21 protein-coding genes and 1 pseudogene are annotated in these 26,588 nt (G+C 43.4%); 10 read left to right on the forward strand and 12 right to left on the reverse strand.

From position 1 onward, the window contains the following. Positions 1-110 precede the first annotated feature (110 nt). Positions 111-701 (forward strand): annotated as a pseudogene (locus DLM75_RS20375) (LA_3334 family protein); the annotation flags it as partial. Positions 702-725: 24 nt separating this feature from the next. Here DLM75_RS20375 and DLM75_RS24560 read toward each other — a convergent pair. The 8 genes from DLM75_RS24560 to DLM75_RS20440 all read right to left on the reverse strand — a co-directional run bounded on the left by DLM75_RS24560 (position 726) and on the right by DLM75_RS20440 (position 11,538). Continuing rightward, the gene (locus tag DLM75_RS24560; RefSeq protein ID WP_241548000.1) at positions 726-1,883 is read right to left on the reverse strand and encodes a hypothetical protein; all 1,158 of its coding nucleotides are present in this window, start codon (positions 1,881-1,883) and stop codon (positions 726-728) included. 246 nt (positions 1,884-2,129) lie between these two features. Then, positions 2,130-2,789 (reverse strand): cupin domain-containing protein, encoded by a 660-nt coding sequence (locus DLM75_RS20390; RefSeq protein ID WP_241548002.1) that lies wholly within the window; start codon positions 2,787-2,789, stop codon positions 2,130-2,132. A gap of 294 nt (positions 2,790-3,083) precedes the next feature. Next, on the reverse strand, positions 3,084-3,872 hold the full coding sequence (locus tag DLM75_RS20395) for a helix-turn-helix transcriptional regulator (protein ID WP_118970350.1): 789 nt from the start codon (positions 3,870-3,872) through the stop codon (positions 3,084-3,086). A 133-nt stretch (positions 3,873-4,005) separates the two neighbouring features. Beyond that, positions 4,006-6,102 (reverse strand): NHL repeat-containing protein, encoded by a 2,097-nt coding sequence (locus DLM75_RS20400; RefSeq protein WP_118970351.1) that lies wholly within the window; start codon positions 6,100-6,102, stop codon positions 4,006-4,008. Between the two features lie 963 nt (positions 6,103-7,065). Beyond that, positions 7,066-7,578 carry an acyl-CoA carboxylase biotin carboxyl carrier protein subunit gene (locus tag DLM75_RS20415; protein WP_118970469.1) on the reverse strand — a complete coding sequence of 171 codons (513 nt, stop codon included), beginning with the start codon at positions 7,576-7,578 and terminating at the stop codon, positions 7,066-7,068. After that, entirely contained in the window at positions 7,575-9,038 is a 1,464-nt protein-coding gene (locus DLM75_RS20420; RefSeq protein ID WP_118970354.1) for an acetyl-CoA carboxylase biotin carboxylase subunit, read from the reverse strand. Before DLM75_RS20420 ends, DLM75_RS20415 begins: the two co-directional genes overlap by 4 nt. Then, positions 9,035-9,832, reverse strand: coding sequence for a lysophospholipid acyltransferase family protein (locus tag DLM75_RS20425; protein WP_118970470.1), 798 nt, complete (start codon positions 9,830-9,832; stop codon positions 9,035-9,037). The genes DLM75_RS20420 and DLM75_RS20425 overlap by 4 nt, the downstream gene beginning before the upstream one ends. A 605-nt stretch (positions 9,833-10,437) precedes the next feature. Next, the gene (locus tag DLM75_RS20440; protein ID WP_118970357.1) at positions 10,438-11,538 is read right to left on the reverse strand and encodes an LIC11274 family protein; all 1,101 of its coding nucleotides are present in this window, start codon (positions 11,536-11,538) and stop codon (positions 10,438-10,440) included. A 144-nt stretch (positions 11,539-11,682) separates the two neighbouring features. Between DLM75_RS20440 and DLM75_RS20445 the strand changes: the two genes are divergently transcribed. From DLM75_RS20445 to DLM75_RS20460, 4 genes are read left to right on the forward strand one after another with little or no spacing between them, the layout of a single operon-like run. Then, positions 11,683-12,564: a DUF2225 domain-containing protein gene (locus tag DLM75_RS20445; RefSeq protein WP_118970358.1), complete on the forward strand. Its 882-nt coding sequence runs from the start codon at positions 11,683-11,685 to the stop codon at positions 12,562-12,564. Then, the gene (gene truA / locus DLM75_RS20450; RefSeq protein WP_118970359.1) at positions 12,561-13,361 is read left to right on the forward strand and encodes a tRNA pseudouridine(38-40) synthase TruA; all 801 of its coding nucleotides are present in this window, start codon (positions 12,561-12,563) and stop codon (positions 13,359-13,361) included. The genes DLM75_RS20445 and truA overlap by 4 nt, the downstream gene beginning before the upstream one ends. Beyond that, positions 13,358-14,185 (forward strand): hypothetical protein, encoded by an 828-nt coding sequence (locus DLM75_RS20455; RefSeq protein WP_118970360.1) that lies wholly within the window; start codon positions 13,358-13,360, stop codon positions 14,183-14,185. The genes truA and DLM75_RS20455 overlap by 4 nt, the downstream gene beginning before the upstream one ends. Beyond that, positions 14,182-15,471 carry an LIC11270 family surface protein gene (locus DLM75_RS20460; protein ID WP_167731794.1) on the forward strand — a complete coding sequence of 430 codons (1,290 nt, stop codon included), beginning with the start codon at positions 14,182-14,184 and terminating at the stop codon, positions 15,469-15,471. The genes DLM75_RS20455 and DLM75_RS20460 overlap by 4 nt, the downstream gene beginning before the upstream one ends. Before the next feature lie 540 nt (positions 15,472-16,011). Here the strand turns inward: DLM75_RS20460 and DLM75_RS20465 are convergent. From DLM75_RS20465 to DLM75_RS20480, 4 genes are read right to left on the reverse strand one after another with little or no spacing between them, the layout of a single operon-like run. Next, positions 16,012-16,998 (reverse strand): adenosine kinase, encoded by a 987-nt coding sequence (locus tag DLM75_RS20465; protein WP_118970361.1) that lies wholly within the window; start codon positions 16,996-16,998, stop codon positions 16,012-16,014. Positions 16,999-17,002: 4 nt separating this feature from the next. Continuing rightward, a complete protein-coding gene (locus tag DLM75_RS20470) occupies positions 17,003-17,905 on the reverse strand; it encodes a 50S ribosomal protein L11 methyltransferase (RefSeq protein WP_118970362.1) in 903 nt (300 codons plus the stop codon). Then, complete coding sequence (locus DLM75_RS20475) at positions 17,902-18,672, reverse strand: PrsW family glutamic-type intramembrane protease (RefSeq protein WP_118970363.1); 771 nt, start codon at positions 18,670-18,672, stop codon at positions 17,902-17,904. Before DLM75_RS20475 ends, DLM75_RS20470 begins: the two co-directional genes overlap by 4 nt. After that, positions 18,669-20,297: an energy transducer TonB family protein gene (locus tag DLM75_RS20480; protein ID WP_118970364.1), complete on the reverse strand. Its 1,629-nt coding sequence runs from the start codon at positions 20,295-20,297 to the stop codon at positions 18,669-18,671. Before DLM75_RS20480 ends, DLM75_RS20475 begins: the two co-directional genes overlap by 4 nt. A 174-nt stretch (positions 20,298-20,471) precedes the next feature. Between DLM75_RS20480 and DLM75_RS20485 the strand changes: the two genes are divergently transcribed. The 5 genes from DLM75_RS20485 to DLM75_RS20510 all read left to right on the forward strand — a co-directional run bounded on the left by DLM75_RS20485 (position 20,472) and on the right by DLM75_RS20510 (position 25,590). Further along, a complete protein-coding gene (locus tag DLM75_RS20485) occupies positions 20,472-21,866 on the forward strand; it encodes a glycine--tRNA ligase (protein WP_118970365.1) in 1,395 nt (464 codons plus the stop codon). 891 nt (positions 21,867-22,757) lie between these two features. After that, the gene (locus DLM75_RS20490; protein ID WP_147456676.1) at positions 22,758-23,420 is read left to right on the forward strand and encodes a hypothetical protein; all 663 of its coding nucleotides are present in this window, start codon (positions 22,758-22,760) and stop codon (positions 23,418-23,420) included. A 123-nt stretch (positions 23,421-23,543) separates the two neighbouring features. Next, a complete protein-coding gene (locus tag DLM75_RS20495) occupies positions 23,544-24,059 on the forward strand; it encodes a P-loop NTPase family protein (RefSeq protein WP_118970367.1) in 516 nt (171 codons plus the stop codon). Positions 24,060-24,330: 271 nt separating this feature from the next. Beyond that, positions 24,331-24,708, forward strand: coding sequence for a hypothetical protein (locus DLM75_RS20505; RefSeq protein ID WP_118970369.1), 378 nt, complete (start codon positions 24,331-24,333; stop codon positions 24,706-24,708). 348 nt (positions 24,709-25,056) lie between these two features. Continuing rightward, on the forward strand, positions 25,057-25,590 hold the full coding sequence (locus DLM75_RS20510) for a DUF1493 family protein (protein WP_118970370.1): 534 nt from the start codon (positions 25,057-25,059) through the stop codon (positions 25,588-25,590). The last annotated feature ends 998 nt before the right edge of the window (positions 25,591-26,588 follow it).

A 26,588-nucleotide genomic window follows, 5' to 3' on the forward strand; every position in this document is an offset into this window, starting at 1 on the left:
TGATATTTATTATAATAAGATTTTCTCTTTTGAAACAAAATCTTAATTTCATTTACAAAAAAGATGCACTTCCGACTTGCTGATCGAAGAAATAAATTGGCAAAGGCACAGTGAAAACAATCAGATACGTTATTGTCTCTTTAATATTACTTTCAACTCCCCTACTCTCTTCCGAATTACTCCTCAAATCAGGTGATGCGTTCTTAGTAGATGAGATCAATGAAAGCGCGGATACCGTTAGTCTTCGTTGGAAAGGAAGATTGTATCGAATCCCTAAGTCTGAGATCCAAAGAATTGATTACGCAAGAAAAGGCCCTGAATCCTCGTATCAATACTCAGAGTTTCAACTAACGGATGGAAGCTCTGTTCGAGGGATCATCGTAGAACGAAAGAAAGACAAGATTACTTTTAAAACCGAACTAGGTTTTGTAGAAATCGACAAAGCAAAGATTCAAAATTCAAATTCGAAATCTTTAGAGAGCGACAACGAAAGTCCGGATTTGCCTGATAAATATCTTTCTGGAAGATCGGGAGAGAATCAGCTCTTTGTGGGTGGTAGTCTCTTTGCACAAGCAAATCACGGAGCTTGGTTTCATACAAATCCCGCAACGGGTGGAGCAGGACTCTTTTTAGAAAAAGGGTTCTTAATTCGACCACTTTGGTTTTTTTGTTTTCGTTCGAAAGGCATTCCTTCGTCCCAATCGGGAAAAAAGAATCGGTATCTTTCAGATATCTTCCGGCGTAGAGTCATCCACTTCTTGAACGATCGCTTGGATGGAATTTGAAAGTTCTTCTGCTCTTCTTACGAAAACATTATCGTTTCGATTTCCCAAAGCCAATTCCGTCCTAGTAATGAAGCCGAACATCCAGATCATTCGATCCTGATTTTTCGGAATTTCGTTCTGTGTTTCCAATCTATGAATCGCTTCCTTAAAGACCTCGCAGGTAACCGGATTCGTCAAATCCTTTAAGCGCGTTTGTAATATTGCGATCGCTTTCTTTTCGTTTAAATCGGCCAAAAGAGAAGCCACAATTCCAAGGCTTTTCTTTTTTTCCGAATCGCCCAAAAAGAGCAACGCCTCTTCCACTTCCTTCTTAAACCACCAATAGGAGTATCTTGCCATTACTACGAACTCATCATCTCCGTACGATTCGTTATAGTAATCGATGTAGTCCCGGATCGCATCAATCGGGCCTTGATAGTTGAGGGCCGTAAGATAAAGGGAAAGTTTCGCCGCGACCGTGTTCATTTCATAGTGCCGTTCCGGATCTCCTCCAAAAACAAAGGCTTTATAAATTTCTCCAGCGGAAGGTTCGTCGTTTAACTGAATGCAAAGTCTACCTATGTGATTGAAGATCGTATCGTTTACGAGATTGTCGCCTGCGGCTTCGATCGTACGATTAAATCCGGATCTGATAAGATTCAAAACATTTTCTTTATATTCAGAAAATCTAAATAGTTCGAACAATCCATTGAAACAGGAAGAATCCACGTCGTCATCGACTTCTCGATTCAATTCTTTTTCGACAGCAGTGAAGACGATCTGAGCGGATTCCGAATCTCCCAGCGCGGCAATCAAATCATAACGCGGCGAAAGTTTACCGAAAGGAGATAGAAAAAAATCGCGGAGTGTTTTGAGCGATTGAGCATCTGTCAGACTTTCTTGGATCGCTCTGCGATACGCCTTTTCCTGAGCCTCTTCGATCAATCGGTAAGTCGGCTCATATACCTTCCAGTGTTTCATTACATCACCGAATTCTCTTTCCCGTGAATAAAAGAGTACTTCGATATCGTGAAAACTTTGAATGAAACTTTCCGAACGATTCTTCGCTTTCTCCAACAATAGCTTTGTTTCGTTATGAAACTGTGCGACGTTTTCCATAATCGCATTTCTTTATGTGATCGGAATCGAGTCTACTTGAATACAAAGAAGGAATCGACATTTTTGAAAGCATACATGCATTCTTTTGAAACAAAACTATAAACCCAGTCAGGATCTTCTTCGGAAATCAAGATTCTTCTTTTCTTCACTTCCTGTTTCGAATCCAATTTCGCACTGAGATTCTGTACAAAGGACCTCCTCCATTCTATTTGGAAGTCCTTTGTTCTCAAAAAAATGCGATTCTGATTATCCTCTCCACTTGAGAGAGTTTTCCAGCTTCCAACTTTTATATCCTAAAAGTCGGGAAGTCGGCGCGATGATAAAAGCCAAAACCTTTTGTACGGAAATCGGAGGCGACGCGAGGTAGGTATCTCCGTAAAAGCTCGAAACCAACATCGCTTGTAAGAAGAATTCAAGGTTAGTGCGAGGCTCTTGTTTTTCGGTTAGGAATCCGTGAAACTGAGTTATAAATAAAGCCCACTGAGCCGGGGGATTGACTCGAACGATTCCCACGAATTCACGATCTTCTCGATTGAACGGTCGATGCGGAGTTCCCTTTGGCACCGTATGAGACTCACCCGGCCGGAGATAAAATTCCTTCCCGTCCATCCACAAGGTCAACGCACCTTTCAATACGGTAAAGGTTTCATCGTAATTCGAATGAATGTGAGCTTCGGGAATCGCTCCCCCCGGTTCGAGATGCAACTCGACTTCCGCATAACGCCCGTTTGTCTCTCGATCCGTCTTTAGGACGGTATAACGTTCCTTTGCAAATCGATTCACCATCGTATCTCCCACGATCGGATAGGCCTCTTCCACAACCGATTGTTCCGGAAAAAGATAGAGGTGTAGAATGTTTCCTACGAGAACGTATCCAATGAACACGATGATTCCGAAAGAAAACACTTTCAAAAATTTCTTCAAATTCCAACTCCAAATTTTCGATCGGTTCTCGATCGACTCTGATTTGGAATATCGTATCTCTTTTTGATTTTAAATTCAATTACCTGGAGGTAATATAGGCAAAGTTTTGGATTTTTAGAGAATGACCTTTTTACCAAAAATAGGAAAAGGATTTCGATTCTCAGAAAGAAATGGCCGGTTTTTCAAAAGGACTTCCGCTGTCTCGAACTCGATAAGAATCGGATTTTCATCGCTTAACAAAATACGAGCGATGTTGGAAGCATTCTTCGTTTTGGATCAATAAGCGACTAATTCTGAAATGTCCGAATCAGCAGAAAGCAAATCTTTCATCCTATCTTCCGTGAAACGGTTCGAAGGAACCCAAGTATAAATTCGAGTCGAACGAACATTGACTTCGTAAGGATGTCCGCTCGAAGTGGGCAACACATCAAACATAAGAATTCCTTTATATTTTATACAAATCGTCACCGGCACAAAACCGGATTTGTTAAGCTGATCCGATTTCGGATCCGGGTCCGGAATGTTCGAGGATCGATCTATTTGATTAACGAAATTCTCCAAATGACTGCAGGTTATGATTCTATCCCTGAGTTCTGGGTTCTCCAGAAGATAAGGCCCAAGTCCCTTGTCGCTAAACATAAAGTCGTAGGCGGAAAGGCCTTCCGTTGAAAATTCGTCCCCCTTTAGCGTTGCGATCAGCTTTTCCAAAACGGGATTGATTTTTATGACTACGTTCTCCCAGTTCACAACCATCGTAGGAGAAGTTGTGACTGCGTCGATTTGTTTCAGCAAAAGAGAATCGAAGACACTGTTTGATTGTTCGTCTTCGACGATTTCAAAGTCGGGAGAAAAACCGGCGGCGAGAAATAAGATACTTTGAAACGGATAGGATATTTCCAAAGCATCGGTCAACTTCTTTACGATTTCCCTTCCCGGTAAGGCGCGACCCGATTCCAAAAAACTAAGGTGTTTCGTCGAAATGTCCGCATCCAAGGCGAGATCCAACTGACTTTTTTTCTTTGCGTTTCTGACCGTTTTTAAAGTGTTCCCGAATGTATTCGACATTGGCTCTTCCTTATTGTGGATTCAATTTTTCCCAGCGGAACTATGAATTCGTTTTTGAACGAGAATCAGTTTTCTAATCCGATATACAAACTCTGTTCCCATCCTCATCCTTTGTCAATGTTCTTAAAGGATCCTATTTCGAAAAAGTAAAACGATGAAGATTTTTCGAATCGATTACAAAAGCCGATTCTCCGGAACCGGACAAAAACATCGTGATCGGGTTCATCGCTTGCGGAAGTGAGATTCTTTTTTTCTCCAAAAATTCCGAGTCCCTTTTCACAATCTTAAATCCGCCCGTTAAAAAATCCAAAGTATATAAATTTCCGGATAGATCGGTTCCGATCTGATAGTGAACATTCGTATCATAAGTGCTTGAATCCAAGGTCTTCCATCCCAACGTATCCAAATCGAATCTGAGAATTCTTCCCAACTGATTGAACTCTTCGTCAAAGTCTGCTAGGTGATAGTAGAGATGGCCTGCGTTGTCCGTCTCCAAGGAGAAGACATCGCTGATAAAAAAGGTGTTGAATACGTTCTCGTAGGGCTGATTCGTTCCACCTTCAATGGGCGCATAACGGATTCCCGCACTGGATAGATCTCCCGAAATAAAATCGTTGTAAATTTTGGATTCGGAAACCGCAATCTGCGGAGAAAAAAACGCGTTCGAATTTTCTATTTCTCGAGAAGTGAACGTTGAAAAATCCGTTTTCACCTTGAGAAGAACTGTTTTTTGAAAATCGAAATTTTTCGCTGATACGTATAAAAAATCCCGATCCAATTCAAGATCCAATCCTAAAATCGATAACCCCGCGAAATTAGGAAGCGGAAAGACTCCAAGATGAGCTCCATTCGAGTTCAGTTTTGATATATAAGAAGAATTTAATATGTAAATATTGCCGTTCGAATCCGTAACACCTTGGGAAGGAGAAAGCCCACTCAGTTTTTTTTGACATCCACTGAAGGTAGGATAGGAACATCCTAAGATCGTCTGATCCGATCCAGTCGCCAAAAGTTGAAACGATTCGGAATCGAAAGTGACCGCATTGATTGTGGAAGTCGTTAAAACCGAACCGAAAAAAGGAATCTCTACAGATCCTGCTCCCATCCCGTTATGATTTCGGATCAACATCGGCCCGGGTGGATTTCCGTTGTATTGAATCACAATTAGAATTTGAACAGAATCCGGCATCGTAAGATCGATGACTCTTCCCGCGGTGAAATGTTTGAAAGCAATTTGGACCAATTGATTTCCGTTAATTTGAAATCGATATAAATTGAAATCGAAATTATCCGCTACAAGGATCGAGTTATCCACGGGATGAATATGAATCGCTACCGGCTCCCTACCTTGTCCGGGAAGATCAAAGGTATTCAATGGAGTTCCATTTAAATCGAACTTAAAAATACGATCCGTTAGAGTATTGTGATTCACCTCGCTGACGTAGAGATTTCCGGTCGTGTCGATCGCCAAATCGGTGGGAACGGAATCGTCGGGCAAAGTCGTTAGAAGTTCTGTTCCACATTCAGATGTTAAACGAAGTAGATTTCTTCCCGAGAGGGCGTAAATTCGTTCCTTTGTTTTATCCACAATGAGCGTTTTCGGAAAAAGTCCGGGCCAGATTCCGATCAAATCGCGGTTTTCGTTTAATAAAACCACTCCCGCCGAGTCGCCGACCAAAAGATTTTTTCTAAAAACGGCGATCGCTCCCGCTGACGAAAAACCACCATTCAATCTTGCTAATAGAGAATCTCCGCTGTTCGCAGTATTCTTGAGAGTATCCGAACATCCCGCTGAGAAAGATTTCCAACCGTTGTCAAAGAGACTCTGAGGAGTATTTTTATTTTGGTCCGTCAGAGCTTGAACGACATACTGATATGTTTTTTCAGAACTTACGGCCGTATCGATAAAGGAAGTGCCCGAAAGGATTCCCACTTGTTGAAAGGCCGCTTCGTCTGTTGCCTTTCGCATCACTTTGTATTGTTGGGCATTGGCGATCGGCTCCCACGTTATTTCCACTTTATCCGCAAATATCGCATCCGAAGCTGAAACCCAACCTGGAACATCTCCCGTAGGAGGAGTTCCTCCAATCGGCATTACATTCTCTCCGGAGAATGTGGAAGAAAGAAGGCCTACGAGACTGGAAGAATCCGAACCGGGTCCCTGGTTGCATCGGAAGAAACCGAACACCACAAAAAAAAGATTCAGAAAAAGAAGAATACTGTTTCTCATATGCCTATAACCGAATCAAAAAAACAAAGGACTAGGATCCCCTACTTATTATAGATAACATTATAAATTAGGAATCGATTCAATCAAAAATAGAAAATACGATAAAACACAAACCTCTAGAGAACAAACGACAGAGGATCAGGAATCTAAATTATGCCGGAAGGAGCTATATGACAGAACCAAGCTTTGTCTCAAGGAATAGAAACGTAGAATACTTTTTACACTTCAACGAATCGAAGTTAGGTGAAAAGACCGAAAAAAAGAAAACGGATTCAAATTTTCGATTTGGATTTACGAATTATGAGAGCCTTTCTGAAAGATTGAGAACTCGAAGTCGGAATCAATCAAAGTAGTTTCCGGGTCACAAAACACAGGTTTGGTGACAAAAAATCAAAAAAGGATTTTCCATTTTTAGATTTTTTGTGCAAGAACGTTCGCGAGAAAAATTGCAATTCCTATTCTTCCCCCTTCCGTTCATCGTTCATCGTTTAAAAAGATGACTCGAAAGATAAAACCGCAGGAGTTCCCACAGTTTCGAACTTTAGAGAAAATTCCGATTTTATCGCCTACGGATGAGTTCCCACAGTTTTCGAACTTTAGAGAAAATTCTAATTCTATCACCTACGGATGAGTGCCCACAGTTTTTGAACTTTAGAGAAAAGTCTGATTCTATCACCTACGGAGGGAGTTCCCACAGTTTTTGAACTTTAGAGAAAAGTCTGATTTTTTCGCCTACGGAGGGAGTTCCCACATCAAAATTGGAAAAACGCAAAACGAAATCTGCGGGAAAATAAATTCATCACAAGTTCAGGAAAAAAAAAATAAGATCGCCGTACTAAAGAAAAAACCGCTTCGGGAGATTCTGCTTGAAAGAATCTTAAATCGAAACCCAAAGATCGTTTTATATTTTTTTTCGATATAAAGGAATGTCCTAAAACATTCCAATTTTAGAATATTCTAAAACTACGATTTATTAGCGACCATATTCAACTTCAAGATCAGATCGTCCTGAGAAACCATACTTCCTTCCACAACGGAAACTTCTTCTACGATTCCGTCTCCCGGAGCGAGGATATTATTTTCCATCTTCATCGCTTCGACGATCGCAAGAATCGCTCCTTTTTTAACGGATGAACCGGAGGAAACCAAAACTCGAATGACCTTGCCAGGCATCGGGCTCTTAATAAAACCGCCGCTTCCCTCTTCGAGATGGATCTCTCGATTGGAAAGAAGAATTTTCGTATTCCATCCTCTATAGTGAATGAAGATCTGATTTCCTCTTCGAAGAATTCTCCAGTGATTACCGGGACCTGAAAAAAGGCCGTTCCCTTCGCTCTGAAAATTTCTGGAGATCTGAAAGTCGTGAGTTACTCCATCTAACAAGATCGATACGGAAGTGACTCCGGGAGAACTAGAGCGAACTCTTACTGGAATCTCTTCTTCTCTGTGTCTAAAACGAAAATTTTCTTCGATCACCAAAGACCTCCCGGTCCAACCGCTTCCCAAATTCCGGAAGACTTTTTCTTTTCGGAAAGCGCGGCCGCGGCAAACGAGAACGCGTCGGCTTGAATTTCACGATCCGGAGTAAACGCGATCGTTTGTTCCTCCAGAAAATGAGTATGTGTGAGTCCTTTCTTAAATTCTTCATGAGAAAGAATTCCGGAAAGATAGAACGTATTCGTTACCGGTCCAAAAATCACCGTGGAATCGATGGATTCTTTCAAACGAGTCGAGGCTTCTTCTCTCGTCTTCCCCCAGGAAATCATCTTTGCGATCATGGGATCATAAAATATGGTAATCTCCGATCCTGTTTCCACGCCTGTGTCGACCCTGAGAAATTCCCGATCCGGAAATTCAATATATTCTAATATACCTGTGGACGGAAGGAAGTTGTTTTCGGGATCTTCCGCGTAGATTCTTGCTTCGATCGCGTGTCCGTTTGGAACGATCGACTTTCCTTGTGTGAGATCGGTAAGTTTTTTTCCTTCAGCGACTCGGATCTGCCATTCTACGAGATCTTGTCCGGTGATATATTCAGTGACGGGATGTTCTACCTGAAGTCGAGTGTTCATCTCTAAAAAGTAAAACTTTCCGTCTTTTCCAAGGATGAATTCTACGGTTCCCGCGCCGACGTATTGAATCGATTGTGCGGCTTTTACCGCCACTTGACAAATCTCGTCTCGAAGTTTTTCAGGAAGATTCGGAGCGGGAGATTCTTCAATCACCTTTTGGTGTCTTCTCTGGATCGAACATTCCCTTTCAAAAAGGTGCATAACGTTTCCGTGTTTGTCACCAAACACCTGTACTTCGATATGTCGCGGAGTTTCGATGTATTTTTCGATAAAGACGGTTCCGTCTCCGAAAGCCTTTTGCGCTTCCCTCTGCGCGGACTCGAGTGAGGAAAGAAATTCTTCCGGTTTATAAACCCGTTTCATTCCCTTGCCGCCTCCGCCTGCGGTCGCTTTGATCATCAGAGGATACCCGATTCTTTGCGCTTCTTTCTCCAAATTTTTCGGATCTTGATTTTGACCGTTGTATCCCGGAACGACCGGAACCCCGGCGGCTTCCATCTTGATTCTGGAATTGATCTTATCTCCCATCAGCTCCATCGATTCCGGGGTCGGTCCTAAAAATAGAATTCCTTCTTTTTCAAGGGCCTTCGCGAATTCCTGTTTTTCGGATAAGAATCCGTATCCAGGATGAACCGCTTCCGCCTTCGTCTTACGAATGGCTTCGAGTATATTCGGAATATTTAAATAAGAAGAAGAAGGAGTCGGTTCGCCTACATACACCGATTCGTCTGCGAGTTTTACGTGCGGTGAATCCTTGTCCGCATCCGAATAGACCGCTACGGTTTTGATTCCGAGTTTTTTACAAGTGCGTATGACGCGAACCGCGATTTCCCCACGATTGGCGATGAGAAGTTTCGTAATCAAGAGGCCAACACCGATTCTTTTTGCGCTCCCGTGGACAAGGAAGCGTCCAGGTTCTTCTTTTCTTTGCTCATCGTTTCAAAGAGGAAGTCTCTGAATTCTTCCCAGGTTCCGAACTTGGTAGGATCATAACTTCCGATTTGTTTGTAAGCGACAACAAATCCACTCTCCTTCGTTTGATATCCGGTGATTCCCGATTTTAAAACGACCACAACAGGGATTTTGTTTTCAAATGCTAGTTTGATCATTCCTTTTTGCATCGGCTGAATTTCTTCGGTATAAGAATTGTGACCTTCCGGATAAACGATAAACGAAGTCTTGTGCAATCCCTTGATGAGATTTCGAACCGATACCGCAATCGTAGTCGCTTTCGAAGATTCGAAAACCTGCGATCCCATTGCTTTCATCCACCAATAGGCGATCAAAGTTTTTTTGATCACTTGGTTTGCCAAAAACGGTTTGTTTACGACGAGACAATCGTAAGGGAAATCGAGTTCGTTTACGTGATTGATAAAAATCATATATCCCTTTTGAGGAATATTGATTTCACCGAGTTTTAGGAATTTGGTTCCCGTCATCCACTGAACCGCTCCACCCCAAGTGGCGGAACCTCGGAGGAAGGCTAAATTCTTTTTCTCTTGGTTGCGAATGATCGCGAAAAACAATCCTGCAATCAGACTGGGAAAGGCCAAGCTGAAGACGAGGGGAAGTGTGATCAAATACGTTTTTAAGACAATCCTGCGATAGGATTTTGGAAAGCGACCTAAGCGGCTCTCCATAAATTTCAATGGGTTCATCGAGAGCAATTTTTTGAAGGATTCCATTTTTAGAAAAGCTAGTTTTCGAGGGAATTTAGAATCCATAGTTCCGGGAATCGATCTACTTTGAGAGGGGTTTGCCTCCCCCGTCGAACTTTTTGGACCGAAAGACCGGAAAGACGAGGATGGAATTGCAATCAAAATCTGGTTCCTTTTTAGGAGTTCCTACAAAGATCGTAAATTCTGGGAAAGGAAATTCTTTCCTTTTTCCCTCGCCAACTCTCCTCCTCCACGCAACGATCAAATCCTTACCCGCAAGTTAAGAAGGTGCTGAAGCAAAAATTGTCCCATCCAAAAAATGGGTCTTATCGTAGGAGTTCCTACAAGGGAATTTTTAATTGCAAAATTAGAATTTTGTGATAAAGGAAAGTCCGCCGTGGTTTTTTCCGCCACCCACCCCTCCACCCGAAATTTGGGTGGGGCGCGCGACTTTCACGGTGAAGTCGTAGCTCCGACGGAAATTCTCCAAAAGAAAAGTCCAAAGACGAAAATAAAAAAGCCCGCTTTTGCAGGCGGGCTTTCGTTTACCGAACGGAATTCGGCTTTTTAGAATCGAAGTTCTAAAAGGAACGTCGGTTTTTGGGTTACTTCTTCTCACCCATCAATTGTTTTCTTTTTTCAGGATCCCATTTCAAGAAGATTCTATTTTTGACTTCGTCATCGTAGATTCTTTCCAAAACGTCCACCGCGTCTCTCCGGTATTCTTCCGGAATTCTTCTATCAAAAACAGGACTCATCCTGTGATCGTATTCCAGAGTCGGGTTCTGGGAAAAGTCATACGTCGCCCCTTGCAACGTTACTACGTCGGAAGGACCGGCTTTTCCTTCATCGTCTCGGATCGCTTCGGTCTTCGCGTCGCTCTTAAAGAGGAAGTAATTATCGTACGGATATTTTAGTTTGAAGATATTGATCGCATTGGCTCTTGCATCTCTGCAGAGTTGAATTGCCGCGAGATAGTGTTCGATCCTGTGCTTTCTATGACTCGGCTGTAATTTTTGGTGTTTTTCCAGATGTTTTTCGATCTTGAGCGCATTGTTTCGGGTTTCTTTCGCAAGACCTAAAAACTTATAACCGGTTTCCATATTCTTCTCGATCGCGTATTTATTGGTTACGTAGTGAAAGTCTCTCGGGTTGTACATTCTTCTTGTGAGAGGTGATTCCCGATCCGCGGTCATATCTTTTACGATATAAGAATTTTTACTCAACTCGATCGCGATGTCCACGAGGTTTCTGTCCTCGGGATTGTTTTGATTTTTCTTCTCGATCGCCGCTTTTAAAATTTCATCACTTCTTTCCACATAGTATTGGGAAAGTTCTTCCAGAAGCATTTCGGTTCCGAGCTGTGCTTCTAAGAATCTACGATAGGCGTTTACGTGATTGTTTTCAAAGTAATACTGAAGACCTTCCTGGTAGAGTCTCTTCAGTTCCTTGTATTTCTTCACTCTGTCACCGTCTGGCTCCGGGGTTGTTCCGGCTTGGCTTCCGGCCGCAGGCTGAGTTCCCGCGTTCTGCTGATTCTGCCCTCCAGGAACCTCGCCTTTGTAGTTGCGTACAATCGGCTCGATCGCGCGGAGATAAGTCAGTAACTCCACCCTTTTTTTGTAGGCTTTGCTCGAGACCGCCTCTCCAAATACGGAAACTGGAAGAATGGAGATTGCTATTAGTATGAGAATCAGTCGTTTCATCGGTTAACCTTTTCCAAAGTTTCTCCGGATTCAAGGCCCGGGGCAACACAGAAATTAGTGCTTTTCTTCCTACTCTATCGGTTAGAATGGTGTCCGAATTGACAGCTTACGCTTGTTTTTTTCGGGTTTTTCAAAGATAAGAATATGACAGCCACTGCAATCGCACAAGGAAAAAAGATCTCATTCCGCGCTAAGGAAGATACGGTCTGTCCGATCTGTCACGAAGTCCACCAAAAGGAAAATATGTTCCAAGGTGGCGGTCGCCTCATCGCCGGGAAACTTACGATCGAACTCAGAAGACTCTACGAAAAAAATCGAAAATTCGGTCGTGTCAGCCCGAATGATTATGTCATCAGCGTTTGTCCTCGTTGTCTTTATTCCGCTTTTTCCAAGGACTGGTCTACGTTAGACGCGGAGGAAAACGAAAAAATTCGTTCCCAGTCCGATACGCGCCGCTCCAACCTCGAAAAGATCCTCGGACCTTTGGATTTTTATCAGGAAAGAAATTTGGTTCTCGGAGCCGCTTCGTATCTTCTTGCAATCGAATGTTATCAGAACCGAAAGGTCACCGTGGCCCCTACTCCAAAAAAAGCGGTTTGTGCGGTTCGTGGAGCTTGGTATTTCGACGATCTCAACAACGATTTTCCGAATATGGGCTTCGATAAAGTCCGAGACCTTCTCTACCAAAAATCCGCAAGCTGGTATACGGACACGATGGATATCATGCAAAGCGGTTCCGAACCCGTGGATCAGGCGTCCTATCTTTTAGGGCCGGATACGGATAAGAACTGGGCCTTTGACGGTGTGATCTATCTTTCCGCATATCTTACGATGAAGTTCAAAGACGAACTTGCCCAAGACCCGGCCCAAAAGCTGAATCTTTTGGTACGAGCAAAGAGAACTCTTTCCAGATTATATGGTTCGGGAAAGGGATCCAAGTCCAAACCTTCCGTAATCATCGACATGGCGAAAGAACTCTACGACGAATACAATAAGATCATCGAAGAAATGGGAGGAGAAAAATAAACTACGCCCTCCTCGTCGAATACGACGGTCTTTGTTTTCACGGCTTTCAAACTCAAAAGGATCTGCCCAGCGTTCAGGAGAATCTGGAAAAGGCGGCCTCCATTCTTCTCAAAGAACCAATCGATATATCCGGAGCGGGAAGAACGGACACGGGCGTGCACGCTCGCGGAATGATGGTCAATTTCAAAACGCAAAAGGTTGTTCAGAATTTCAGCAAGTTTCTCCTGAGTATGAATGCGCTCACCGATCCGGGACTTTCCATTTTATCGATGAAAGAAGTGGAGGAGAATTTTGATTCACGATTTTCCTGTCATTCCAGGGAATACGAATATCTCCTCCTCAACACGAAGTTCCCACGGCCTACTTGGAAAAATCGAGCCTTCTGGTATCAACATAAGATTGACGTTCCACGCTTGGAAGCTGAACTGGAATTATTAAAGGGAGAGCATGACTTTCGAAGTTTAGCGAAGGCGGTCTCCATGAAAAATCGATCCACGGTTCGGACGATTTTAGAGGCGAGACTGGAACGAAGCGCGGAATTTGACGGTCTCTTCAAGGTAAGGATCCGGGCGAACGGCTTTCTTCACAATATGATTCGGATTCTTACGGGTACCCTTCTGGAAATCGCAAACGGCAAACGAAACGATACAAACATTCTCCAGATTCTTTCTTCCAGAGATAGAACGATAGCCGGTATCACTCTTCCCCCTCACGGTCTTTATTTTATAAGAGCCTATTACGATTCTCACCCGTCGATCGATTCGATGTATTCTCTCAGGGACTTGTATCGATCATGAAGTTCTCTCCTCCCCGAATTTCAAAAAGTCGATCTCTTCTTCTTTTTTTGACTCTGATCCCGGGAATCCTTTCCGCCTCCCCAAAGAAGCCGGGAGTTTTCGAGCTCTTAGGCGGTTACCAACCAGACTTCGTAAAAAATAAATTCTTTACCGATTTCATCCCGAGACCTGTGGCCCAATCGGGAAGCCTTCCCTCCAGCGGGATCGTCTCAAAAGAAGACGAAGAAGCGGAAGCAGAGGAAGAAGAAGCGGAAAAAAACGCGGGAACGTTCTACGATAATCGGAAGCCGGAGATCGGAGTTTGGATGGGCGCTTCGAATCCTTGGCCTGGAACCGAGACCCAGAAATATTTGGATACGACCCTCGGCGGCGGTTTCTTTTTTAGAATTCCTTGGCCTTGGATTTTTTATTTAGAGATGGGAGCTTTCTACGCGAACTATCTTTCCGCGACGGAAAGAGCTCTGACTACGATTCCCGTCTATCTCGCGTTAGGTTATAAGATTCCTCTCGATCTTCCGATCTCATTTATCATCCGCGCCGGAGGTGGAGAAGCGTTTGTCGTCGCAAGACCGTCCAACACTTCTCGTTGGGATCCGATGATGCTCGTCGGTTTGGAGACGAGTTTTGTCGCCGGAAAAAAAATTCGGATAGGAATTCGGATCGATTACAATAAAATCTACGAATCTCAGTTGGACGCACCTGAGGAGTCGAAGTACTACTACGCAAGTCCTTATGGCGACTCGAGATTGGCCAACCCGAACTATTACAGAGTTGTAGACGCTGAATTTTTTCAATTTGGATTGATGGTGAGTATCTTTCTATGAACCGATCTTCTTTTTTATTCGTTCTACTACTTTGCGCTTCCTGCTTGTTTTTTTGTCGTGTTGGAAATTGGCAAGGAAAAGGTTCGAGCGACCCCGTAATCAGCACGCTCTTCAATCAGAGAATGCTCCTCCTCGCAAAAGGAACATACGCGACGGATAATCCGATCGGTTTTGAATCGTATTCAAACGGAACCGGACAGATCTACCAAGATACAACGGGAGCGGGATTGGATCCGGTTTTTGATACTACGGGGATTCCAACTGCCTCGGGTCTACCGATCTTTATCGATATCGGCGAAATCAGGATCTCTTCGAAATACGAACAAGGTCTCTACAACCTAAGTTTGATCAAGAACGTAAAAGACACGAAAAAATTCTGGGACGAGATCGCTCCCAATCGTCAGGTTTTTTGTACGATCCCTTATACAACAAATTCCAATTCCTGCCGTTTGAATGACGGAGAACTCAAAGCAATTCAATTTTTTAACGGGGAAGGTGTCGCGTATCCTTCGAACGATCCTACATCCGCGACGGACTGGGGTGCTTTTGGAAATGGTCCCGTTCAATATTATTATACGGGGATGTATCTTCGTTCTCTCGTAACTGCTTGGGCGACGGAACCGGGCCTTACATTTTCCAATCTTACATTATTTGATAACTACAGAGTTCCTGGGGTCAATATCGTTCCACGTTTGAGCTATCAGCCGACAGCGGATGCGACGACCCAATCGTTATTCCCCCCTCTCGTATTTCCTCTTCTTTATACCGTGGAACCGGGAGATCAGGATATGCTCGTCTATCCAGGATTTGATCCTTACATCATGGAAGTAAGAATGAATCTGAAGGAAAATCTTATGGTACATTCTTACGTTTCCGGCTTGGGAGGCGTGAGGACGATAGTGGCAGTAAGCGACTGGAAAGGGGACGCAGATCACAACGGCCAATCGAACATGGGAGGAGGACTACTTCTTCGATCCAGAATCATCCGTCCCGAGATCGCATCCAACTTAGTGGTGTTAGGTGGAACCGCGTCCACAACTCACTATTATGGAATCTATCGTTTGAGCGAAACGAACATCGACACTAAGTTACCTCTCATCTCCTCTCCCGTCCAAGGAGGGTTGACTCGAATGAAATACATCCACTCAGGCGACTATAGAATCCGGTGCCTGGGCGATATCGCCCGAGTGGACGGATATCCGGAAACCGTCGTGAGAGAGACCACGTTCACCGTTCCCGAAAACGCGCCTCGCTCAGAGGTTCAAGTTTCTCTGACTTGTCCTTAAAAGCAAAGCTCCGACTTTCATAAGAAAAAAAATACCTTCGAGGATTGATTTTGTCGTTGTTCCGACGATCTTTCCGTGGAATTCGCGCGCCCCACCCAAATTGGGTGGAGGAGGTGGGTCGGCGGGAAAAATCGGGAAATTTTCCTCTATCAGAAAATTCTAATTCTTTCAAGAAAAATTTCTCCTCCACAGCGTTGTCGTAACTCCGACAAATGCGCTCCCTAAGACGGTCGTCCCACCTTCCTCGGCTTCCGACGATCCATCTAACGTTTCAAACGGAGCAAAACTGCGAAAACACCGGAAACAAAGTGAAACATTCAAAATCAGATATATTCAAAATTTCGAATTTTTCTATGTCTCCGTTAAGCTTTATCCAAATCAAAAAAATTGGGGTCCGGGCTTAGAACAGAAAAAGATCTCCCGGCGAAGGGGGGAGCGAAAGCCGCAATTTGCGGCTGAAGCGAGGGGGAAGCCTTTCCCCCCGCAAAGCGACCCATAGGAAAGCTTTGCGCTGAGTTAATCAAAGCGACCCCCGCCAACTTACTTTAGAATTTCGTCCTGCCTTCCCATCAATTTGATTCCGAGCCTCGGTCCGATTTCCTGGACGATTCTCGAAGCCACATAGTTCCCCCAACGAGTCGCTCTCTGCAGGCTGTATCCTTGGGTCAGTCCGTAAAGAACTCCAGCCGCGAAACAGTCTCCTGCGCCCGTTGTGTCGAGCGGTTTTACCGGAAACCCTTCCACGTGGGAAATCGTTCCGTTTTCCGCATAGAACGCGCCGTTTGCGGAGTCGGTCATGAATATGAGAGGAGCGAGTCCGGCGATAAATTTGAGGGCTTCCTGTTTGTCTTCTTTTTGTGAAAGTGCTTTCGCCTCTTCCGCGTTGCAGAAGACAATATCAAAGTAGTCTTTTGTTAAACGAATAAAATCCTCTCTCGAACGATTCACGCAGAACGGATCGCTGTATGTATATGCGACCTTGACCCCGTTCTTCTTGGATTCTTCCATCGTAAGAAGCGAGGCTTCCTTGGTTCCGGGTCCGTCCCAGAGATATCCTTCTATATAAGAAATCTTTGATGTCTTTAATTTTTCCACGTCTACGTCGGACTTCTGAAGAGTGATGGAGATTCCCAAGTGAGTCAACATCGTTCTCTCCGCGTCCGGGGTTGTGAGAACGACACAGGTTCCGGTATGTCCCTTGTCCTCGGGCGCGACTTCGAAAAAGATCCCGGCCTCTTCCATGTCTTTTTTATAAAATTCTCCGTAAGTGTCCTTCGAAACCTTCCCGGTATAAGTTCCAGTTCCTCCCGAGTTTGCGATCGCGATCATCGTGTTCGCCGCGCTTCCCCCGGAACGAAGTTCTCTCTTGCTTCCTTCGAGAGCGGTTAAAACGCCGGCTTGTTTTTCCGCGTCTACCAAGGTCATAATTCCCTTATCAAACCCGAGACGTTTGATAAATACGTCTTCCGTAGGTACTAAAATATCCACGAGTGCGTTTCCGACTCCGAATACGTCGTAGTGTTTCATCGGTTTATCCTTTTCTTTTCCATTCGATCAATTCCCAGCCCGTGTCTTCTTGAAAGAATACGCCTTCTCCGCCCACAACTTCTGTTAGGAGTTTTATAAATTCTTCCTTTCTTTCCGTGATCACGCCGCTAAAGAGAAAATGATGCGTTTTTACAGATGCAATTTTTTGAATATTCGCTTTTAATACTGCAAAGGTGATGTTTGCGATGAGCAGATCCCATTCTTCTTTTTGGATCGGCTCAAAGTCGAAACCGCCCTCTTCCACTTTTAAAATCTCGGGGGATATTTCGTTGTCGTCCCGATTGAAGGTCGCGGATCTCACTCCGTTCGGATCGATGTCGACCGCGAGGATATGAGACGCTCCCGACTTTGCGGCGGCCACGCTCAAAATTCCAGAGCCGGTTCCCACGTCTAACACACGTTTTCCGGAAAGTCCGAGGTTTCCCATTCTTCCCAAAACCAGGCGCGTAGTTTCGTGATGTCCTGTTCCGAATGCTAGTCCCGGATTGATGAGCAAAGGAATGATCCCGGGCGGTGTGGTGCTGACCGCGATGTCTTTTTCCCAAGTCGGAATCACACGATAGGATCCGATCACGAAGGGTTTATAAAATTCTTTATACGCTTCTTCGTATTCTTTTGTCTCGATCCAGCGGGATTCTAAGAAGAAGTTTTCTCCGGCGTTCACCTTTAAGAAGATAAGAATTTTGGTTTCATTCTCCTTGTCTTCTTCCGCCAAATAAACGCGAAACTTGGTATCGTCCGAAATGATTTCCTCGTCGGGAGCGCGCGGCACTTCCCGATCAAAGAGGATCTCGTAGTATCCTGCGACTCCCGCCTCGTCTAAGAAGTTTGTAAAATCGTCCGCGATTTCTTTCGGTATGGTTAGAATGATTTCTCTGTATCTCAACTTGTTTCCCGGGTCGTATCCAAAATTTCCGCGTCGACCACTCTGTCATCTAGGATTTCGTCCTCAGAGATGTATGTCCGAAAGTCTTTTACGATCCAGACCCAGATTCCGATGAAGAGCGCCGTGGAAAGCCATCCTCCAAAACGAGATTGAGGAAGAACAAAAAAGTTGAAGAGTCCGTGTTGAGAGACCGCGAGTAAAAACGCCAAAAAAAGATAGACCGTTTTTTCTCTCGGTTCCTTTCGATTCGATTTTACGAAGGCAAGGGCAAAACAAAGATTGATGAGAAAGTGAGCGTTCGAAGATCGAATCGTCCGACCGACGAACATCGCAATTCTATCTTCTTCCTTCGCGTTGAAGATGTAATTCGCGTTTTCGATTCCTGCAAATCCGAGCGCGACAAATCCTCCGATCAAAACCATTTCTTTACGAAACGTGTAAGTCTTCCAATCAAACGCGAGAAGAAGTCCCGCAAAAAGAATCAATATTCCCTTACAAAATTCTTCCATCATCCCCGCTTGGATGAACGCGATGTGAGCCGTTTGTGTGAGGATATGTCCCGCTCTTTTGGGAGCGGCCATCTTCACGTCCGGCCAAAAGATCGGATGTAACTTTAAAACGATCTCGGTGGAAAGATAACCCAAAAAAAGCGCGAGAAGAATTATGAATATTCTCTGCGGAGTATTCTTTCCCGGAAAAAGAAGGATCAAGAAGAATCCCCAAGGAAGAATGGAGACAAACCCGAGGAGTGCAACGTCTACGTTCATAGTTCCTCCATATAACGTCCGTCATACATCATCACGAGTTCCTTCTGAAGCGGGGTCGGCATCGCTTCCGGATCGATACTTCCGTTCCAAAAAAGTTCCGTGACTCTTACATATCCTTTCGTTCCCGGAGGCGGCATGAGAGGAGAAAGACTTTCTATGAGTTCCAAGGTCATCTGATCTTGTTCTGGATAACCGGAGGCTTCCACAAGGTCCACGTCCACGACTTCTCCGTCGGGGGTTACCGTATAAGCGACGACGGAAGAATAGTTTTTAGGAGCCCTTCTCCAATATTCCATAAAGGATTCGGGACCTCTCATCTTCGCGGAGATATAATTCGAATACGTCGAAGGTAATTTTTTTCCTCGAACCTGGCGGACTTCCCCTTTGACCCTTCCCTCGTCCGCGGGTTTGTCGTCCGGAATTTTATCCCCTTCTTTTTGAGTCGGAGTTTCGGTTCCCGAAACGACTCCTCCGTTCAAACCTTCGACTTGGTCCGGAAGATTGGGATCGATAAAGTAGAATTCCAGATTCTCCGGAGTAAAATGAGTTCTTTGTCTTTCCTGTTCTTTCTGTTCCTTCTTTCTCTGAAGTGTCACGGGAATGATCAAAACCAGGGAAATCAAAATCAAATGAAGAAGAATACTGTATGAGAGATTACTAATGAATACGGTTCTCGGGCTTGTTTCTTCGGACTCAGGCTTTGTTTGGATCGTTCGATTCAGAAGAAACCGGGAAAGAAGATGAATCCCGACGATACCCGTAAGAATCACGAGCGCCGGTACAACACTCGAAGCGATCGCAAAAAATTTCTGATCTCGGATCCCCGGTTTCAAACCCATGGACATAAGGAAACGGATTCCGTGCGCCGGTTCGAGCCAGGAGAAAAAAGCAGTCGCAAAAAACAAAAGTAAGAGAAGAAACAAAAAGAGTATCGAAAATCCCTTCCAGAGATTTCCGAGATAGATATGTCCCCATCCCGGAAAGATCCAATCTCTTAACTTGGCGTATTTTTCCTTTCTGCGACCCCATTCTCCCTGAAAGCCTGAGAAGCGCGCGACGCGCGTCTGTTTTTCAAACATTCTCCAAGGTCTTCGAAAAAGAAAGAACGGTTTGCCTCGACTGAGGAGCGTGTCTCCTGCGATGAGGACGGAGAAAAAATACAAAAAGCTGTCTTCTACGATTCCTAACTGACCGTATTCCAGACGATACGGATCTTGAAAGACGAGCTTGGACGTAAGATAACCCGCCACGAGAAGAACAAGAATCTTAAAGTGAAATCTTTCGATCTTTTCTTCCTCGACCACCTTTCCACGTTTCGATTTCGACTGACGTTCCCTTTCTTTTCGAAGTGAAGAAGAATGTGCAAAAAGAAGAATCAACCCGATCAAGACGTAGAACCCGATCAACCATTCTCCCAATTCCATTACGAGAGAACGAACGAAGGCTTCTACAACGGGAAAGAGGATCGCGGAAATTTCCAGAGGATAAAGAATACTCCAGCAGAAGATCTGAAAGAGGAGAGATCCAAAAGCGGAGGAACGGATTTCTTTTCCCTTTGGAAAGGCAAAGAGAACCCCCAAAGGAAAAAAGATTCCCAGACCCAGAAAGGGGGAACTCCAGGACAAGAAATTGACACCGAAGATGACTAGTTTCTTTTTCAGGCAAGGTCTCCTTGGACGCTGCAAAACGGATTTCTATCAACCATTCGACCCGAGGAAGGAGCGCAGGCAAACAAGAAATCCTTCCAAAGAGAGAATTAAAATACTTTATTCCCGAATCCAGAGCAAAATCCTGGGCACATGGAAAAGAAAGAAAGTCTCGATTCCTCTTTGAAGGAAATCGTATCCGTCTGTAAACGTAGAGGGTTTGTCTATCCCGGTTCTGAAATTTACGGAGGACTCTCAAACACCTTCGATTACGGTCCTTACGGAGTCGAACTTCTCCAAAACTTAAAACAACTCTGGTGGAAGTATTTTGTTCACTTAAGAGAAGACGTCGTCGGACTGGATTCTTCCATTCTTCTCAACCCAAAAGTCTGGGAAGCGTCCGGACACGTTTCCAACTTCACCGATCCCTTGATCGATTGTAAGAATTGTAAGACCCGAATCCGCGCGGACAAGTTCCTGGAAGACCAAAAGGGAGAAGGTTTTGCGACCGGTCTCACTTTGGAGAAGATGAACGAGGTGATCAAGGAAAACAATTTCGCCTGCCCGAACTGCGGACAAAGGGGAACGTTCACCGAAGCGAGGGACTTCAATCTGATGTTCAAGACCTCTCACGGAGCGAGCGCGGAAGACGCATTGGATATCTATCTTCGTCCTGAAACCGCCCAAGGTATCTTTTTAAATTTTAAGAATGTGGTCTCAACGACCAGAAGAAAGATTCCTTTTGGAATCGCTCAGATTGGAAAGTCATTCCGAAACGAAATCATGGCTCGTCAGTTCGTCTTTCGAACGAGAGAATTCGAACAGATGGAGATGGAATTCTTCTGCGAACCCGGAACTCAGAAAGAATGGTTCAAACACTGGGTGGATTATTGTATGAAATGGCTCACCGATCAGGTAGGAATCAAAAAAGAAAACCTAAGAGTGAGGGAACACGAGAAAGAAGAATTATCCTTCTACAGCGAAGGAACCTCGGATATAGAATTCAAATACAACTTCGGCTGGGGTGAACTCTGGGGAATCGCTTCCAGGACCGACTACGATCTAAACCAACACCAAAAATTTTCCGGAGAAGACCTGAAGTATCAAGACCAGGTTCAAAATAAGAAGTTCGTTCCTTTTGTCGTTGAACCCGCGTTAGGTGTGAATCGGCTTTTTCTCGCGGTCGTAACCGACGCTTACGAAGAGGAAAAACTTCCCGACGGAGAAGTCCGAACCGTTCTTCGTTTTTCTCCCAAGATCGCTCCCGTAAAAGCCGCCGTATTTCCTCTGATGAAAAAAGACGGTCTTCCGGAAAAATCCAGAGAGATCTTTGCGGATCTCGCAAAACTCGGCAACATCGAATACGACGACGGAGGCGCGATCGGGAAAAGATACAGAAGACAAGACGAGATTGGAACTCCTTTTTGTATAACAGTAGATTATGATACTCTAAAAGACAACACAGTCACCGTAAGAGAACGGGACAGCATGTCTCAAGAAAGAGTTTCTGTTGACAAACTTGCAACTTGGTTGTTCGAGAGATTGTGATTTTTTTTCGGAGAATTTTGAACTTTCGGAAAGAACAGCTTTTTATGGAATGCCAAACGATATTTTAGTTAGATCCGGATATCGTGCAACCTGAGTCGTTTTTCGGAGTTTTTGACGGCGCGTTTATACGAACTTCGCATATCGTGTAACGTGAGTCTTACGTCGGAGTGAAGACCGCGCGTTTATGCGAACTTCGTGTATCGTGTAAGGTGAGTCTTACGTCGGAGTGAAGACCGCGCGTTTATGCGAACTTTGTGTATCGTGTAAGGTGAATTCTGTGTTGGAGGTACGACCGCGCGTTTATGCGAACTTCGCATATCGTGCAACATGAGTTCTGTGTTGGAGCTACGACCGCGCGTTTATGCGAACTTCGGATATCGTGCAACTTGAGTTCTGTGTTGGAGCTACGACCGCGCGTTTATACGAACCTCGGATATCGTGCAACTTGAGTCTTGCGCTGGAGCTACGACCACGCGTTTATTCGAACTTTGCATATCATGCAACATGAATTTTGTGTTGGAGCTTCGACTGCGTGTTTATACGAACTTCGCATATCGTGCAACATGAGTTCTGTATTGGAGCTACGGACGGCGCGTTTATACGAACCTCGGATATCGTGTAAGGTGAGTCTCGCACCGGATTTGCTGCTGTAACGGCGCGTTTATACGAACTTCGTGTATCGTCTCGTCAGTTGCATGCTTAAAGATGAAACTTATTAAAGAAATCATTAATTCAAAAGAATTTGAAGAGAAAAACCTAATTTATTTTCATTCAAAGGAAGAAATATTTAAATAAATAGAAAAAGTTTATGACTATTTACCGGACAGTGAAGAAAAAATAGCCGGCGAACTTTTAAAGACTTTTTCTAATTTTATCTGGATGATTCAACTTTTGAATCTTTTTCATGATCAGGAGAGAAAGATAATAAAACCTCAGCCGGAGGGTCCAGATATAATTCTCCAAATCGAAACCAGAACAATTATTATTGAATGTTTGCAACCTGATAATTGGGAAAAGAATCCTCCTTCTGATGGGTATTATAACTCATTTCACGAAGAGGAAAAGATTCTAAGATATACGAGTGCCATTACGGATAAATCGGGACAATATCAAAAATGGCTAAAAAAAGAAATAGTATCGCCAATGGATCCTTTCCTTATCGTTGTATCAGGAGGAAAGCAAAGTTTGGTAGATGCTTATACGGAATGCCCCGATATCGTTAAGGCTGTATATCCATTAGGGAGATCTTCTTATTCCGTACCATTAGATAATCCGGATAATTTTAGTGTTTCTTATGAGAAAAGAACTGCGGTGATTAAATCAAACCAATCTTCTATACCAACGGATTCTTTTCTTAATGATTCTTATAATTATATTTCAGGGATAATTTTTAATCCTTACGAAATTTTATCGAAATTGAATCGTGATGGAAAAAATTATATTGTGATTCGTAATCACGTCGCAAAAAATCAATTTCCAAATAATTTGATAAAAGGATCTGTTGATCACTTTCTAAATGATAACAAGCATGTAGAATTTAAGCGCGTCGACTAACTAAAAATTGTCGCGGCGCATCGGGATCGTATCCGCGCCTCTTGCTTGGGCTTCGCCAAATAACGAAATCAAATATTGGAATCACTTAAAAAAACAGCCTACCTTTTTTAGGAGTAAAATGAGATGAAACGAATAGCAGTCTTTGGTAAACCGGGCGGCGGAAAGTCTACACTGAGCAAGAAATTGGCGACGACTTTAGGAATCAAATTATATCCCTTAGATTTAATTGAATATAATACAGATGGCACAAAAAAACCCATCGAAGAGTACAATGAATCTCATAGAGACCTTTTAAACAAAGAAAACTGGATCATTGAGGGCTTCGGAACCTTAGAATCTTTTTGGATGAGAATGGATTTCGCCGATACACTCGTTTACGTTGATTTACCTTATTGGCAACACTATTGGTTAACCACGAAGCGGTTACTCAAAAGTCCTTTTGTCAAACCGGAAGGATGGCCAAAAGGTAGTTCCGTCTTGAAAGGAACTCTCTCGAGTTGGAAATATCTTAGACTTTCCCCTTCATTCTGGACTTCCGATTTTTTGGATAAACTCAAAACAAAAGCCAAAGGAAAGACATTGTATCAATTAAAATCCATTTCAGAACTCAACGAATTCATCGAAAATAAACTAGATTGAAAATTACGATTCCCGTCTTTTCTTTATTTCCAAAAAGAATCCAAAGTGCCAACTGGAAAAAAATACTTTTTATCAGATCACTTCCTATTCTTATATCTACGATACTCCATCGAAAATTAGAAAGGAAAAGGATTACAACGACGAACACGAGATAAGCGATTCCACTTTGGAACAATCAGCACCGCCTTTGATTTAGATAAGGACGTACGCCGTAGTTCGTGATCGACAATCTTGGAAACGTTATACAAAGGAATAACCCAAGGAATCTCTAATGAATATAGATAATTCTAGAAAAATTGCCGCAATAGTAGGTCCCGTTCTCACTGTAATGGTTACCGCCGAGTTGCGGTTTTGGAATCCTACATTGTATATCGAACAGATTACTCCCCTCGTTTATTTGTCCGGAATCCTGATCTTCACAGCAGGCCTTGCCATTGTCCGTTCGCACAACGTCTGGGCGCTCCAGTGGCCGGTTCTTCTCACTTTTGTTGGGTGGGCAGGAATCCTGATGGGACTGACTCGGATCTTTTTTCCGCAGAGTTACAAAGCGCAGTTCAGAAACGATAACGTAGTTCTCGTTGTCGAAATGATCCTTATCCTCATTGGGATCATTCTCACAGTGCAAGCATATCGACGTCCCTCAAGGTAACTTAATACCTGGAGAAGAATCGCGCCAAATCGTTGGAAACTCACTCACCGCGACTCGAGGCAGATCACATTCCGGTAGTTCTTGTACCAAGTCCGTTCGCAAACGATTTCATTACACAGCAACTTAGATTCAAGCTATCCTTGACCGTTCCTTACACATAGCCGCTAAGATTGAGAGTATTACGAATTTCGTGAAGTCGATCGGCTTGAGTTTCGCAAAGGAGATAGGTTCGCGATTATACGAATTTCAAAAATAAAACAACGTGTGTCTCAAGTGGAATGGCATTGACGGGTTTAGACGAACTTCCGATGTTGACGAGTTAGTCGAAACAGTAACGGAAATTAGCGTATGCAATATGATGAGTATGAAAAGAAAAGGATGTTTTTAGTCGCTAAGAGGATACTTTTATGTATTGCCCGAAATAGGGCAGAGAGAATCGAGAGGATAGATTTTAATATGTCCTTGAATCACGATCTTGGGTTAGATGGAGATGATTTTGATGACTTCTTTAAAGATATCAACCGCTCCATCCGAATAGATTGGACCTCTTTTAACTTCAAAGAATATTTTAACGAAGAAGGCGATCTTACACTTTGGCGAGGATTATTTCTTTTTTGTCATTTGCCACTTGTTCTACTGAGTTCGATACTGAACCAAGTCCTTAAATTATTTAGGATCGATACTGTTTTGAATTTGGCATATAGACCAAGTTATTTTAATAAAAACAAGAAGCCATTTACCGTAGCTGATCTGATATTAACTGCATATTCAGGTAAATGGAAGAATTTTCTTTCCCCTTCACTCCCAGTCGAAGCTGAATTGAAGAGTTGGCAAAATGATTTCAAAAACAGATTCGAAAGGAAACGCCGAAGAAAGAAGTGACCACTTCGCCTAACTTCGGTTTCCCCCTAAATGGTCTAACACATTTATACGAACTTCACATATTGAGGGATTTGGTTTCTCGTTAAAGCTTCTACCGCGTTTATACGAACTTCACATATTGAGGGATTTGGTTTCTCGTTAAAGCTTCTACCGCGTTTATACGAACTTCGCATATCGAGGAATTTGGTTTCTCGTTAGAGCTTCGACCGCATTTAAATGAACTTCGCATATCGAGGAATTTGGTTTCTCGTTAGAGCTTCGACCGCGTTTATACGAACTTCGCATATTGAGTGATTTGGTTTCTCGTCAAAGCTTCTACCGCGGTTATACGAACTTCGTATAACCGCGGCAAAACTGAATTGTAATGAAGATCTTCCTAAAATTAATCTTAAACTATAGAGAGATTAGAAACCTCCGGAAAAAAAATACGGACACCCCTACGCTAACGAAATCGAACAATGACTTTCCGCATCAAAATATTTATACCTCCCTTCTTGGTCTTTATAGGAATTTCATAAAAACACAACTCTTCCCTTATAAAACCAAACAAAATCTTATGAATGAAAAGAGTCAAAGGTCAAAACAGAATTCTTTTCACATAAAGATCGAATCAGAAATCTTTCAAACGGACTTGAAAAGACGGAAATAAGATTTCCAAGGATTTCGAATATCCAATCGTAACAAAATTCTATCGTTTGATTTTTTGAGTATTTTCTAAAATCGTAACTCCTCAAAAAAGAACGATCCCATTCTTATATTTGCTTTTTTTATAGCGAAAGTGCAAAGAATTTTTGAGAACCACGGTCTTAGATTCTAAAATGGATAAACGTAAGAATACAACTTATATTAGGATAAGAGCATGAATAAAAATTTTTCCAAAGGTTTGATCATAGCCATTTCAGTTTTCGCCTTCCTCTTTTGCTTTAGGCTTATCTATGGATATGTATCCTACTCTTCAGAAGCGGATTCCTCGACAAACATTCTTCCCTCGCAAACGC

It is taken from the genome of Leptospira stimsonii (genome assembly GCF_003545885.1).
Classification (GTDB): Bacteria; Spirochaetota; Leptospiria; order Leptospirales; family Leptospiraceae; genus Leptospira; species Leptospira stimsonii.